This is a genomic window from Luteibacter sp. GL_149 (assembly GCF_057834065.1).
This window is the reverse complement of record NZ_CM174395.1, coordinates 1,915,782-1,929,446: the sequence shown is the minus strand read 5'-3', so window position 1 is coordinate 1,929,446 and position 13,665 is coordinate 1,915,782. Positions and strand designations below refer to the sequence as shown.

The 13,665-nt window shown below is 63.8% G+C and carries 14 protein-coding genes; 1 reads left to right on the top strand and 13 read right to left on the bottom strand.

The annotated features are described in order from the left end of the window. Positions 1-96: 96 nt before the first annotated feature. From AC3IR3_RS08830 to AC3IR3_RS08800, 7 genes are all read right to left on the bottom strand, one after another. Positions 97-843, bottom strand: coding sequence for an S-methyl-5'-thioinosine phosphorylase (locus AC3IR3_RS08830; protein WP_489196519.1), 747 nt, complete (start codon positions 841-843; stop codon positions 97-99). A gap of 13 nt (positions 844-856) precedes the next feature. Then, positions 857-1,405 carry a hypoxanthine-guanine phosphoribosyltransferase gene (locus tag AC3IR3_RS08825; RefSeq protein WP_489196518.1) on the bottom strand — a complete coding sequence of 183 codons (549 nt, stop codon included), beginning with the start codon at positions 1,403-1,405 and terminating at the stop codon, positions 857-859. A gap of 14 nt (positions 1,406-1,419) precedes the next feature. Further along, complete coding sequence (nagZ, locus tag AC3IR3_RS08820; protein WP_489196517.1) at positions 1,420-2,421, bottom strand: beta-N-acetylhexosaminidase; 1,002 nt, start codon at positions 2,419-2,421, stop codon at positions 1,420-1,422. Next, positions 2,415-2,915 carry a CYTH domain-containing protein gene (locus tag AC3IR3_RS08815; RefSeq protein WP_489196516.1) on the bottom strand — a complete coding sequence of 167 codons (501 nt, stop codon included), beginning with the start codon at positions 2,913-2,915 and terminating at the stop codon, positions 2,415-2,417. The genes nagZ and AC3IR3_RS08815 overlap by 7 nt, the downstream gene beginning before the upstream one ends. 15 nt (positions 2,916-2,930) lie before the next feature. Further along, positions 2,931-4,232, bottom strand: coding sequence for a 23S rRNA (uracil(1939)-C(5))-methyltransferase RlmD (gene rlmD, locus AC3IR3_RS08810; protein WP_489196515.1), 1,302 nt, complete (start codon positions 4,230-4,232; stop codon positions 2,931-2,933). Positions 4,233-4,485: 253 nt separating this feature from the next. Next, a complete protein-coding gene (locus tag AC3IR3_RS08805; protein ID WP_489196514.1) occupies positions 4,486-5,103 on the bottom strand; it encodes a YdbL family probable chaperone protein in 618 nt (205 codons plus the stop codon). A 39-nt stretch (positions 5,104-5,142) separates the two neighbouring features. Beyond that, a complete protein-coding gene (locus tag AC3IR3_RS08800) occupies positions 5,143-7,173 on the bottom strand; it encodes a hypothetical protein (protein WP_489196513.1) in 2,031 nt (676 codons plus the stop codon). A 44-nt stretch (positions 7,174-7,217) separates the two neighbouring features. Between AC3IR3_RS08800 and AC3IR3_RS08795 the strand changes: the two genes are divergently transcribed. Further along, a complete protein-coding gene (locus tag AC3IR3_RS08795; protein ID WP_489196512.1) occupies positions 7,218-7,973 on the top strand; it encodes a response regulator in 756 nt (251 codons plus the stop codon). A gap of 3 nt (positions 7,974-7,976) precedes the next feature. On the opposite strand, the gene recO is transcribed toward AC3IR3_RS08795, so the two are convergent. From recO to lepA, 6 genes are all read right to left on the bottom strand, one after another. Further along, positions 7,977-8,687, bottom strand: a complete 711-nt coding sequence (recO, locus tag AC3IR3_RS08790; protein ID WP_489196511.1) for a DNA repair protein RecO — start codon at positions 8,685-8,687, stop codon at positions 7,977-7,979. Positions 8,688-8,771: 84 nt separating this feature from the next. Next, on the bottom strand, positions 8,772-9,698 hold the full coding sequence (gene era, locus AC3IR3_RS08785) for a GTPase Era (RefSeq protein WP_489196510.1): 927 nt from the start codon (positions 9,696-9,698) through the stop codon (positions 8,772-8,774). Next, positions 9,695-10,348: a ribonuclease III gene (gene rnc, locus AC3IR3_RS08780; RefSeq protein ID WP_489196509.1), complete on the bottom strand. Its 654-nt coding sequence runs from the start codon at positions 10,346-10,348 to the stop codon at positions 9,695-9,697. Before rnc ends, era begins: the two co-directional genes overlap by 4 nt. Positions 10,349-10,354: 6 nt before the next feature. Continuing rightward, positions 10,355-10,732: a DUF4845 domain-containing protein gene (locus AC3IR3_RS08775; protein ID WP_489196508.1), complete on the bottom strand. Its 378-nt coding sequence runs from the start codon at positions 10,730-10,732 to the stop codon at positions 10,355-10,357. Positions 10,733-10,867: 135 nt separating this feature from the next. Next, entirely contained in the window at positions 10,868-11,767 is a 900-nt protein-coding gene (lepB, locus tag AC3IR3_RS08770) for a signal peptidase I (protein ID WP_489196507.1), read from the bottom strand. 96 nt (positions 11,768-11,863) lie between these two features. Then, on the bottom strand, positions 11,864-13,654 hold the full coding sequence (gene lepA, locus AC3IR3_RS08765) for a translation elongation factor 4 (RefSeq protein WP_489196506.1): 1,791 nt from the start codon (positions 13,652-13,654) through the stop codon (positions 11,864-11,866). Positions 13,655-13,665 lie beyond the last annotated feature (11 nt).

Below are 13,665 nucleotides of genomic sequence, written 5' to 3'. Positions count from 1 at the left end.
CGAATGGGCAGGCGTTCCACTTCATCCCCTTCGCCTGCCCCTTGGCGCAGGCGAAGTATCAACATGTTTTATATCAAAGCGCAACTGGATCGGAACTCAGTTGGCACTAACGAGTTCGGCAAGAATGGGTGGCACGGAGGCGGTGGCGGCGGCCAGATGCGCGAATATCTCCTCGATGCTGATTTCCGCTTCGTCGCCACAACCCGCGGCGAAGTTGGCGACCAGTGCGAGACAGGCATATTCGATATCGAGTTCGCGCGCGAGCACTGCTTCGGGCATACCCGTCATGCCGACCAGATCGCATCCGTCGCGACGCATGCGAATGATTTCCGCACGGGTTTCCAGACGCGGTCCCTGCGTGGCGCCGTAGCAGCCGCCGTCGATGGCCGGCGTACCGGCACGTGTCGCGGCGGCAAGAAGCGCCACGCGCAGCGATGCGGTATACGGCTCGCTGAAATCGATGTGCTTTACCTCGGCACCTTCGACATCGCAGAAGCTGGTGAAGCGACCATGCGTGTAGTCGACGATCTGGTCGGGAACCACCATGACGCGGGGACCCATGTCGTCGCGAATACCGCCGACCGCGTTGACGCCGATGACCCGGCGTGCGCCCAGGTGATGCAAGGCCCACAGGTTGGCGCGGTAGTTCACGCGATGGGGCGGTAGCGTGTGGCTTTCGCCGTGGCGCGCGAGAAAAGCGATGCGGCGACCGTGGAAATCGCCACAGACGATGTCGCCCGACGCGGGACCGAATGGCGTATCGACGCTATGCCGTTCCGAATGTTCGAGACCGGGGAACTGATAAAGGCCGCTGCCGCCGATGACGGCCAGATCGATGGACATGGAATGGAAATCCTTAATCTTTGAGTGCGTAGATACCGGGAAGATTGCGCGCCTGTTCGTGGAAATCCATGCCGTAACCGAACACATAGCGATCGGGCAGATCGACGCCGTTGAAGTCCGCCTCGATACCCGGTGCGCGGCGGTCGTGGATTTTCGTGCACAGTGTCGTCACCAGCACGCGTTTGGCGCCCAGCGCCATACAGGCATCGCGAACGGCTTTCAGCGTATGCCCTTCGTCGAGGATGTCGTCGACCAGCAACACCGTGCGTCCTGCAAGCGACACCTGCGGACGGCGCAACCAGTGCAGTTCGCTGCCGTGCGTTTCGCCGCGGTAACGCGTGGCGTGCACGTAATCGAATTCCAGATCGGTGCGGATACCGAGGGCCAGCTGACCGGCGAAGATCAGCGCGCCATGCATGACGGTGAGAAAAACGGGAACCTCGCCAGCCAGCACGGCGTCGATTTCGTTCGCCATGCGTGCGATCTCGGTATCGATGGCTACGCGATCGAACAGGAGGTCGGCATGGGCGAGTGCGTCTTTCAGCGCAACGGAAGCAGTCATCGTCAGGGTAGTCCTTAGGAATCGAGAGCGGTAACGCGCGCGATGAATCGCTCGCGCTGCGGGTTATCGGAGAGGCCTTCCCACGTGGCACCGATCGCGCCACGCAACGGCGCGATGCGTTCGATCGCCGCCCGACGGCGACCGCGCACGGCAACGATAGCCTCGTCGACGACATCGGGGAAACAGGCAAGAACAATGTCGCAGCCCGCGTCCAGATGGGCTTCCACGCGCGCTGCGACGCCGCCCGCACTGGCTGCGGCGGCCATGCTGATGTCGTCGCTGATCACCGCGCCGCGGAAACCGAGTTCGCCGCGCAGGTGGTCGCCGATCCATACCGTGGAGAAACCTGCCGGCTGATCGTCCACCGAGGGATAGAGCACGTGCGCCATCATCACCGCTTCGACCGGGGTCTCGATGCCTGCGGCAAACGGGACCAGATCGGTCGCCACGATATCGGCGAGGCTACGTGCGTCCACGGCGACGGCGGTATGCGTGTCCGCCGCGACGGAGCCGTGCCCCGGAAAGTGTTTGAGTACCGCCGCCATGCCGCCCAGATGCATGCCGCGCACGTAAGCCTGGATCAACTCGCCGGCAATGAGCGGATCGGCATGGAATGCGCGGGTACCGATCGCGGCGCTGCCGCGATCCAGGTCGGCGACCGGCGCGAAACTGAAATCGACGCCCGTGGCGCGCAGTTCGCTGGCCATGATCCAGGCGTGTTCTTCGGCGAGGCGTATGGCCTCGTCGGGATCGCGATCGAATACTTTACCTATCGACGCCAGCGGCGGCAGGCGCGTGAACCCGTCGCGGAAGCGCTGAACGCGTCCACCTTCCTGGTCCACGCAGACCAGGAAGTCGTCGCCGGCCACGTCGCGAACCGCGTCGATCAGCGCCTGCACCTGCTCGCGCGATTCGACATTGCGGGAGAAGAGGATGGTGCCGATCACGCCGGGCGCAAGCAGGCGCGCATGTTCGTGCGCGAGCAACGTGGTGCTCTCCAGCCCTACGATCAGCATGACGCTTCCTCCCAGCGAGCGAACGGGTGCTCGATCAGATTGACATTGTAGTAGCGCGCATCGTCGCTCACTTCCCTGCCCAGCCACGACGGCCGGGGGAATGTGGCGTCGATCGACGGCAGCTCGACTTCCGCCACGATCAATCCGGCATTGGCACCGACGAATTCGTCGATTTCGAACAGCGTGCCGTCAACGACGACGTGATGGCGGACTTTCTCTAACGAACCATCGCAAAGATCGGCCAACAGCTGCAGGGCATCCGCCAACGGAATCGGGTATTCGTATTCCTGCCGCTCGATACCGAGCGTGACGGACTTGATATTCAACCATGCGGCGTCGCCGGAACGGCGCACGCGGACGGACGAACGTGCCGTGCCGGAACGGATGGCAGCCGCGCCTACGAGATAGCCCTGCGCGATGTGCTCGCTACGCTGAACGGCATCGCGCCAGCTGTCGTTGGCCAGGAGGAACTTGCGTTCGATTTCGACGCCCATGCAGAGCCTTTGACTTCAGTCGCGCTCGAAGAGCGCGATGGATTCGACGTGGGCGGTATGCGGGAACATGTCCATCACACCGGCGGAAACAAGACGGAAACCATGACGCTCGACGAGGATGCCGGCGTCACGCGCCAGCGAGCCTGGATGGCATGACACATACACCACGCGTCGCGTGCCTTTCCTGGGCAGATACTCGAGCAGTTTGTCGGCGCCCGCACGCGGGGGGTCGAGCAGCAGCTTGTCCCACGTCTGCGTGGCCCACGGCGCGTTACGCTGGTCCTCGAACAGATTGGCGACGCGGAACGATGCATTGGCCAGACCGTTGCGCAATGCGTTTTCGGCGGCACGTTCGACAAGACCGTGCTCGCCTTCCACACCGACTACTTCCGCGACATGGCGGGCAATCGGCAGCGTGAAATTGCCGAGGCCGCAGAACAGGTCCAGCACGCGGTCGGTAGGCTGCGGGTCCAGTAGCTCCATCGTGCGTGCCAGCATCCGCTGATTCATGCCCGCGTTGACCTGCACGAAATCCAGCGGATGGAATTCCAGTTCCACGTTATCGGCGGGAATCGCAAAGGCCAGGCGCGGGTTTTCCGGCCATAACGGGTGGACGGTGGATATGCCGCCGGGCTGCAGGTAAATAGCCAGGCCATGTTCGCGCCCGAAGGCGATCAGCGTGTCCTTGTCGCGTGCGGACAATGGCGACACATGCCGGAACACCAGCGCCACGGTGTCGTCGCCTGCGGCGAATTCGATCTGTGGGATTTCGCGCGCCGCATCGAGCCCGCCGATCATGTCCGCAAGCAACCCGACCTTGGGTCCGATCGCGGGATGGATGACCTCGCAATGCGTTATATCGGCGACCAGGCGGGGATTGGACTCTTCGCGGAAACCGACGAATACGCGCTCCTTCTTCGGAACGTAGCGCACCGAAAATCGCCCCTTGCGACGATAGGACCACGGCTGATCGCTCAACGCGGGCAGCCAGGTTTCCGGCCGGACCTTCCCGATGCGTTCGAAGTTCTCCGCGAGCACGTTCTGTTTGGCCGCGATCTGGGCCTCGGGGTCCATGTGCTGCAACGAGCAACCGCTGCACTCGCCGAAATGGCGGCAACGCGGTTCGACGCGATGTTCCGAGCGGGAAAGCAGCTGGATCAGGTCGGCTTCGTCGTAATTGCGATGACGCTTGCTCAACGTCACCCGCACATGTTCGCCCGGCAGCGCTCCGGTGACGAAGACGGCCTTGTTGTCGATGCGGGCAACGCCCCGGCCGTCATGGGTGAGGCCGGTGATGGTGGTTTCGAGTTCGGTCATCTTCTGGAAAGTAATCGCAAACGTGCGGGGGAGATAAAAAGCGGGGATGGGGGGTGGGAAGTGGGGGCGCGCTTCCGGCGACCGGTTGAGGGGACGACAAACGCCAAGCGGACGCTACTTCCGCCGGGCGATACCCATCCCCTCAGCCGATCGCCGGATCGACGCCCCCACTTCCCGTCCCCCATCCCCGCTTTTCCTATCCGCGAAGAATCAAAACGGGCCCAGGCAATACCAGTAAAAACAGAACCGCATGCTACTTGCGCTTCCAGGCGCCCGAGGCGTCCTGATAATACCAGCCCGGGGGCGCCCGCTCGATCCAGCCGGAGGCGAAGGTGCCGCGGATGCGGCTTTCCCATTCCGGATGACCGTTCGCATTGGCCACTTCGCGATAAAGGGCCGCGCGATCGCGATTTTCGTCGGCGACCACCGCATTCACGTTCGAGCGATCCGCCAGCGGCAGCTGCGAGGCGTCGCGTACGGCGACCATGCCGTCGGCGGTAAAGCCGACCGCGCCCTGATCGAAATAACCTTTCAGGCTGCCGCGGAAGCGCTGTTTCATGCGTTCGCGGATCGCTTCGGTCGCCGGGGTCTGGATCCGTACGTCGGGACTTTCGGCGGCATATGCCGTGGGCACGATCAGGTCGAGCAGCGATGCCGAGGGCTGCTGACCGCTGGCGGGCTTGGCTGCCGGCGGCGCGGCGGGCTTGACGCCCTTCGCGGCGGGCGCGACGCCGCTATCGTCCAGCACGTTGCCGATGAACTGGTCGGCCGCCTTCTGCGCGGCGGCTTCGGGAAAATAGACGTTGATCGTGACGCAACCGACCAGCGCGACGAACGCGCTGGCCAACAGGCCGGTATAGAACTGACGCATGCTGCTCTCCTTGTGATGCCATGCCTTACGAATGCCGTTTTACTGGACGATTGGCGCACTGCCCTCGGTGGCCGCCTTCAACCGGCGTACCAGGGTGGGCCAGTCGACGTCGTGCTGGTGTCCGATCACCGAGAGGCGCGGTAGTCCGCTTCCTTCGACGATAGTGTATCCGTCGCGCGCATCGCCCAGACCGCCCATCGCGCAGACGTCCGCGCGTAACGTGCAGCTGAGTCCGATGCGTTTGTACCCGAAGGTCTTGAAGAGTTTCAGCACCGCGCCCTGCAGTCCGGCAGCCACGCCGCCACCGCCCACCGAGGTCAGGTTGTTGACCGCCTGCTGGCTGATCCGGCCACCCTCGAGTGCGGTGAGCTGGGCCTTGAAGGCGACGGGGGTCCAGCTGACCAGACGCAGATCGGCGATGGACCCGCCCATGCGTCCGGTGATGTTGCCGAAGTCGAATACCCCCGTGACCAGCGCGAGGTCGAGTTTGTTCAGTGCGATGTTCGCCGTGAGGACGGGAACGTCGCTGAAGGGTTTCTGGAGCGTAAGGCCGGTGACGTCGACGAACCCGTCGAAGATGTTCAGCGACAGACCGCCCGCGAGTTCCAGGCGATCGTCCACGTAACGCAGCGACGGAACCGCGCCGCCGATCGTGCCGCCGAATTCCGGCCAGCCGAATGCTTTGGACAACGCCGCCATGTTCACCTGGGTCAGTACCAGGGAAGTCTGCAGACGCTCGCCACGGGACGCGCCCGGATCGAAGGCCAGACTCTGGATGCGCAGCTGACCGTCCAGCACGGGAACGGACATCGGCTTCTGCAACGTCAGCTTGCCCGCGTCGCTGCGCCACGATGCCTCGGCCGCGCCGTTCGGGATATTGAGCACCTGGAGGGAGCGCCAGCCCAGCTTCGTCGCCGGCCGGGATTCCTTCGCGCTCCAGTCCAGTCCGCCGCGCAGTCCGCGTACGCCCAGTCGACCTGCGGCGTCCTGGAGGTCGAGGCCGTCCGTGTTGAACGCAAACGACGTAAGGCCGCCGGCCTCCATGGACACATGGCCGGTCATGGCGCCGGAAGCCTGGAGCCCGGGTATACCGAGCGCCGTAAGCCAGCCCTTGCCGTACCGATCGTAGGCGGCGGGGAAACGGACATCCAGACGCGAAAGATCGAGATGGCTCAATGTTCCGTCCGGGTCGAAGGTCAGCTCGCCTTCGACAGCCAGCGCATCCGGATCGCCGACGCGAAGCCGACGGATGGCCAGCGTGCCCTTCTGCGAACGGGCGCCAAGCGATAACTGCACGGGATGGGCAGGCAGACGGGCGTAAAGCGGGCCCAGCAGCAGTTCGCCGCCACGCAGCGAGGCGTCCAGGTCGATCGACGCCCCGGCGGCATCGGACGTGTCGATACCCAGACGCCCGGCGCCGGAAACTTTGCTGCCCGCGAGATTACCGGCCTTGGTATCGAAGCCCACGTCGGAAAGCGAGAACTGACCCGTGGTCTGGATGCCGCGATCCAGGATGTCCAGCGCCAGTTCCGCATCGACCTTGCCCGAGGTGGTGCGGCCGGACCATACGGTCGACAGGAGACCCTGCAGCCAGCCCGCGGGAAGGTTCTTGAGCGTGATCTGGGCATGGGTGGGCTGGTCGATGGGCATGGCGACCGACGCGCTCGTCCGGTCCTGCACGAGGTCGATCTGCAGCGTATTGGCCGCGTCGTCGGCGAGGATACGGACCCGTGCGCCGCTCAGCGCATTGCCCGGCGTGCCACGAAGACGCAGCACACCCTCGAACAGCCAGCGCCCCTGCTCGTCCCGGTCGAGGCCACCCTCGACCGCCAGACCGATCCGGTGCCAGCCCATCGAGGGAATGTCGGCCCAGGCGGCGGCGAGCTTCAGGGTAAGCCCCTTTCCATCCGCCGCCTGATCGATCGATGCCTCCATCGTCTTCAGTTGGACACCGGGCACATCGAGGGCGTCGGCAGCCACCGTCACCCCCGCGTGCACCCCGAACGTACAGGCCAGGGCGGCGAGGAAAACGAGCAGACAGCTAAGTTGGCGGCTTGATACCGGAGGCATGTGCGGTCATTCTGCCAAAACCAGATGAACGACATGGAACGTTGATGACACCTGCCTGCCCGAACCCGGCCGAATTGCCCCTTCCCTCCGCCCACGGAAAGACCCGTGTACTCGTTGCCGACGACGACGACACCACCCGGCAATTCCTCGGGGAAGCGTTGCGCGGCATGGGTTACGAGGTCACGACCTGCACCGACGGCCGGGCTGCGGCATCGCTCGCGGCCACCGAATTTTTCGATGCGTTGATTCTCGATTGCCGCATGCCGCACGCGGGCGCGATCAGCGTGATCACGGTTCTGCGTGCCGATGCCGCCGCCCGATCCTGCCGCAGCGTCGCCATCGCGACCAGTGCGGACATTCCCGACGAACTGAAGGTCGAGCTCCATTCGGCGGGATTCGCGGCGGTGCTGGAGAAACCATGCCAGCTGGCCGAACTGCAGCGGGTGCTGACCGACACGCTCGGCACGCGCGCGGCCGTGGCCGTGCTGGACGATCGCGAAGCCCTTGCGGCAACCGGCGACCCGAATACGATGCGGGCCCTGCGTTCGCTGCTGCACGAAGAGCTGCTGCAACTGGACGACGAGCTGGACGCGCTGTCCATCTCGCCGGACGACTTCGCCGAACGGCTGCACCGCCTGCGTTCGGCATGCGGGTTTTGCGGCGCGACGCGCCTGGGCGCCCAGGCGAGAGCACTGCACATTGGCCTGGTAGCGTCCGCATCGGCACCCGATGCGGACAGCGTCGACACCTTCAGGGCCAACCTGCGGGCCACCATCGACGCCTTGCGCGTTCCCGTCTGATCGTCAGCGGCGGGTCATCGCGGCGCCCAGCACCCGCCAGGCGCGCAGCTCGCCGCCGCCCAGATGAAAGGCGATGACCTGCCGCATCAGTCGCCGCAAGGCGACCAGTCCGGCCGTGTCCGGGCACCGGTCGGCCGCGAAGGCCAGCAGATCGCCGCCGCGAATGGCTTCGCGATCGCCCGGCCGGGCGGCGATGGAACCCGTTCCGGGCGCATAGCGATAGGAGGTTTCCGGATCGATCGGCTCACCCTGCTCCGCATCGATGTCCAGCTGGAGTGCATAGCCGATGCTGTCGAGCATGTCCCGTTCGAAACGACGCAACGACCAGGCAAGCGGCTCACCCGCTGAAAGACGCGACAACGTCCCCGCATAAAGGTCGAACAGCTCGGGGTTCGGATCCTGCCGGCCGGTCAGCCGTACGATCAGTTCGTTGAGATAGAGTCCCGCCAGTCCCGCGTCGCCGGTCAGCCGGGTGGCTGGCCCCGCGAACTCCGCACCACGCAGCGTGGCAAGTTCGCCTTTCAGGACGAGATCCAGCGACAGGTGCTGGAACGGTTCCAGTTGGGCGCGTTGCAGCCGCGCACGCTCGCGACGCACGCCACGGGCGACCACGCCGATACGGCCGTGGTCGCGGGTCAGGCATTCGACCAGCATCGACGTCTCGCGATACGGACGGGCATGCAGGACGTACGCAGACTGTTGTTCGATGCGCATAAGGCTCCGCGACAGGCAAGCGGGACGGACCGATGACTCATGGACGACGACCGGTCATGCAACGCGCCGGCCGTCCGCCGGGGATCACTCGTAACCGAAACGCTTCAGCAGGTTCTCGTCATCGGCCCAGCCTTCGCGCACCTTCACCCAGAGCTTCAGGAACACTTTGCGTTCGAACATGCTTTCCATGTTCTTGCGGGCGGACGTGCCGATCGCCTTGAGTTGCGCGCCGCCGTCGCCGATCACAATAGCCTTCTGACCGTCGCGCTCCACCCAGATGACCGCATGCACTTCGGCAATGCCATCGGGGCGGTCGCTGAACTGTTCGATCTCGACGGTGGTGGCGTACGGCAGTTCCTGGTCCAGACGAAGCATCAGCTGTTCGCGCACCATTTCCGCCGCGATGAAACGTTCGCTGCGATCGGTGATCTCGTCCTCGCCGTAGATCGCCGCCTGCTTCGGCAGGCGCTTCAGGATGCCCTTCTCCAGACCCGACAGGCCCTTGGACTTGAGCGCGCTGAGGTAATAGACCTCGTCGAACGGATGCTTCGCCATCAGGTCGGCCGCGAACGGCAGCAAGACAGTCTTATCTTTCTGCAGGTCGACCTTGTTGATGGCGAGCAGGCGCGGCACGTCCTGTTCGGCCAGCGCCGCATAGACCGCGGCGTCTTCGTCCGTCCAGCGCCCGGCCTCGATGACCTGGACTGCCACGTCGACTTCGGACATGGCCGCGCGCGCGGCGCGATTAATGCTGCGATTCATGGCGCGCTTCGCACCACGATGCATACCCGGAGTATCGACGTAGAGAATCTGCCCTTCGGGCTTGGTCGAGATACCGAGAATGCGATGCCGCGTGGTCTGCGGACGATGGCTGACGATGGATAGCCGGACGCCGATCAGCGAATTGAGCAGCGTCGACTTGCCGACGTTGGGGCGCCCGGAAAGGGCGACGTAACCGCAGCGGAAATCGTCGCCGTCGGTCGTATCTGGGGTGTGGGTCGTGTCGGTCATGCTTTGGGTTCCAGTAGGCGGCGGAGAACCGCTTCGGCGGCGTCCTGCTCGGCGGCGCGCCGGCTGCCTCCGCGTCCTTCGACGCTGATGGCGACCGGTTCGTCGATGGTGCAGCTGACGTCGAATAGCTTTGCGTGGTCTTCGCCGTAACTGTCTTTCAGGTCATACGTAGGCAGGGGAAGCCCCTTGCCTTGCAGCCACTCCTGCAGCTTGGTCTTGGCATCCTTGCTGGAGCGTTTCAACGCGGCCACGCGGGGCGTGAAAAGCTCGCGGACGACGGTGCGGCAGGCATCGTAGCCCGCGTCGAGATAGACGGCGGCGATCAGCGCCTCGAAGGCATCGGCCAGGATCGAATCGCGACGGAAACCGCCGCTCTTGAGTTCGCCCGGTCCGAGTTTCAGGTCGTCGCCCAGTTCGAGCTCGCGGCCGATCACCGCGAGCGCCTGACCGTTTACCAGTTGGGCACGCAGGCGCGAAAGTTCGCCTTCGCTGGCATGGGGATGCGCTTCGAATAACAGCTCGGCCACGAGGACGCCCAGCAACGCATCGCCGAGGAACTCCATCCGCTCGTTGTTCGGCCGCCCGGCGCTGCGATGGGTGAGCGCCAGGGTGGCAAGGTTCGGATCACGAAATCGGTAGGAGAATTCCACGGTACCTCATTGGAGCACGTTGCCCTTCAGCTGCACGGACTTTTCGAAATGCAGCAGGAAAGCGATGTTATAGATGAACGGTATTTGCTTATCGTACGCCACCGTCAGCTGGGCGCCATTGTTGGCCCGCGACACGGTGATGTTCGCCGGCTTGATCGTGGCGTCGTCCACGTACTGGAAACTCAGCTTGTAGAGGAGATCGCGACGCAGCGCATCCAGCGTCATGCCATCGCCACTCTGGGTTTCCTGGTTCATCGCTTTCACGACGCCCATGTATTCGATGTACGACGGCACCAGTTTCATGCCCATGAAGGCAAAGAAACCAAGTACGAACAGCACCACGACAAAACCGATGAGCGTGATGCCCGACTGCTTAGACTTCATAATCCCCGTCCCGCCGCTGAAGAGCGGCTCCCCTGTGGTTGACGCCAACGAACGGGGCCGCGCAACGCGCGGCCCCGAGCGGAGATTACCTTGTCTGGGACGGCAGGCAAGCGCAAAGGCGTGCCGCACGTCGCATTAATGAATGACCTTGCCCATCTTCGACCAGTCGAAGAACCCGTTGGACGGACCGCGCCACGCCAGCCAGACGAAGAACGCCTTGCCCACCAGATTCTGCTCGGGCATGCAGCCCCACCAGCGGCTGTCGGTGCTGTTGTTACGGTTGTCACCCATGACGATATAGCAACCCTTCGGCACCTCGGACGGCACGGCGGCGTTCGGGATATCCATGGGCGGGCTATAAGCCGGCATCTGCGCCATCAGATGGTTCACGCTACCCAGGTGCTCGGTATATATCTTCGCGCCATAGGTCAGCATCAGACGATCCTCGGGACGATTCGGGCTGCCCTTGTATAGCCCGATTTCGTCGGCGCCGACGCGTTCGCCATTGATGTAGAGCTCGCTGCCACGGGTTTCGATGCGGTCGCCCGGCAGGCCGATCACACGCTTGATCCAGTTCTGGCCGGGGACGGGCGCGTGCGGATCCTGGCAGGTCATGTCGGCACTACGCACCGCCTTGCCATTCTCGTCGGCGCAGACATAGCCCGGAAAACGGAAGACGACCACGTCGCCACGCTTCGGCTCGCCCATATCGAGCAGCTTGTTGTTGAACGCCGGCATCCTGAGACCGTAGGAAAACTTATTGACCAGAATGAAGTCGCCCACATCCAGCGTCGGCATCATCGAGCCGGACGGGATGCGAAAAGGTTCGGCCACGAACGAACGCAACAGCAGGACCACGAGGATCACAGGAAACAGCGAACGTGCCCAGTCGACCGGCCAGGGTTCGGGCTGTTCGGCGCCGCTCGATTCGGCCCGCGCTTTGCGCGCCTTGTAGAAAAACAGGCGGTCCAGCAGCCAGACGACACCGAACAGTACCGTCAGACCAAGAAGGATCGCTGAAAAATCGAAGTCCATGCCAGCTCCATCACTACGTTGACGGGTTTTCCCCGCTATTTCCGGCGCGGTGTATGTCCGGCCAGTCCTTAGCCAACGCGCTGATCCCTCGCGCGCTTACTTGTCCACTTTCAGTACGGCCAGGAAGGCTTCCTGTGGAATTTCCACATTGCCGACCTGCTTCATGCGCTTTTTGCCTTCTTTCTGCTTCTCGAGCAGTTTCTTCTTGCGCGAGACGTCGCCGCCGTAGCACTTTGCCAGAACGTTCTTACGCAAGGCTTTCACCGTGGAACGCGCGATCACCGCCGCGCCGATGGCGGCCTGGATCGCCACGTCGAACTGCTGACGGGGAATCAGTTCCTTCATCCGCTCGACCAGATCGCGGCCGCGGCGGTCGGCATGCGACCGGTGCACGATCAGGCTGAGCGCATCGACGCGATCGCCATTGATGAGGATGTCCACGCGGACGAACGGGCCCGCGTCGAAACGCTCCAGGTGATAGTCCATCGACGCGTAACCGCGCGACACCGACTTCAGGCGGTCGAAAAAGTCGAGCACGACTTCGGCCAGCGGCAGTTCGTAACTGACCTGCACCTGGGTGGCCAGGTACTGGATGGAACGCTGCACGCCTCGCTTTTCTTCGCACAGCGTAATGATGTTGCCGACATAGGCGCTGGGCGTGAGGATGGTCGCGACGATGATCGGCTCGCGAATCTCCTGGATCTGCGGAATCGGCGGCAGCTTCGCGGGGTTGTCCAGCGAGAGAATGCTGCCGTCGGTCTTCAGCACTTCGTACACGACGGTCGGTGCCGTGGTGATGAGGTTGAGGTCGTACTCGCGTTCCAGACGCTCCTGCACGATTTCCATGTGCAGCATGCCGAGGAAGCCGCAGCGGAAACCGAAACCCATCGCTTCGGAGCTTTCCGGTTCGAAGAACATGGCGGCGTCGTTCAGACGCAGCTTTTCGAGCGCTTCGCGCAACGCCGGATAATCGTCGGCCGACACCGGAAACAGGCCCGCGAACACGCGCGGCTGCATGGTCTGGAAACCGGGAAGCGGCTTGTCGGCGGGCTTGCTGGCAAGCGTGAGCGTGTCGCCCACCGGCGCGCCATGCACGTCCTTGATCGACGCGTTGACCCAGCCCACTTCGCCCGCCCCCAGGGTCGGGAGCTTCTTCAGCTTGGGCGTGAACACGCCGACGGCATCGACGAGGTGCGTACGCCCTGTCGACATGACGAGAATTTTGTCGCCGGGCTTGATCTCGCCCTGCATTACGCGCACGAGCGACACGACGCCCAGGTAGTTGTCGAACCAGGAGTCGATGATCAGCGCCTGCAGACGATCGGTATCGCGCGGCTTCGGCGGCGGAATGCGGTGAATGATCGCTTCCAGCACTTCGATCACGTTCTCGCCGGTTTTGGCGCTGACCGCGATGGCTTCGCTGGCGTCGATACCGATGACCGCCTCGATTTCGGCCTTCGCCTTCTCCGGGTCGGCCGTGGGCAGGTCGATCTTATTCAGCACCGGCACGACCTCGAGACCCTGCTCGATGGCGGTATAGCAGTTGGCGACCGACTGGGCTTCGACACCCTGTGCCGCGTCGACCACCAGCAGCGCGCCTTCGCAGGCGGCCAGCGAGCGGCTGACTTCGTACGAAAAGTCGACGTGACCCGGGGTATCGATGAAATTGAGCTGGTAGGTCTTGCCGTCGCGCGCCGTATACGGCAGCGAGACCGACTGGGCCTTGATGGTGATGCCACGCTCGCGCTCGATCGGGTTGTTGTCCAGGACCTGCGCTTCCATTTCGCGCTCGGTCAAGCCACCGCAGATCTGGATGATGCGATCGGCCAGCGTCGACTTGCCATGGTCGATGTGGGCAATGATGGAGAAGTTGCGGATGAGTTCCATTGAGCGCCGTT